The organism is Streptomyces olivaceus, assembly GCF_000721235.1.
Lineage (GTDB): Bacteria > Actinomycetota > Actinomycetes > Streptomycetales > Streptomycetaceae > Streptomyces > Streptomyces olivaceus.
The window spans coordinates 1-293 of the sequence record NZ_JOFH01000163.1 but is presented as its reverse complement, the minus strand read 5'-3'; the positions used below and the strand labels follow the sequence as shown (position 1 = coordinate 293).

Below are 293 nucleotides of genomic sequence, written 5' to 3'. Positions count from 1 at the left end.
GAGCGGTTGGGGGAGTGTGCGGCGGCGTTGGAGCCGTTTGTGGATGTTCCGTTGTTGGAGGCGTTGGGTGATGGGGTGGCGTTGGGTCGGGTGGAGGTGGTGCAGCCTGCGTTGTGGGCGGTGATGGTGTCGTTGGCTCGGGTGTGGGAGTGGTTCGGGGTGCGGCCGGCTGCGGTGGTGGGTCATTCGCAGGGTGAGATTGCGGCTGCGGTGGTGGCGGGTGCGTTGAGTCTGGAGGATGGTGCGCGGGTGGTGGCGTTGCGCAGTCGGGCGATCGCCGCGGAACTCGCCGG

1 protein-coding gene is annotated in these 293 nt (G+C 68.6%); it reads left to right on the top strand.

Going from position 1 to position 293, the window contains the following annotated elements; translation table 11 throughout:
* Nucleotides 1-293 (top strand): acyltransferase domain-containing protein (locus IG94_RS39545; RefSeq protein ID WP_043485789.1); only part of this gene is annotated, 293 nt, incomplete at both ends.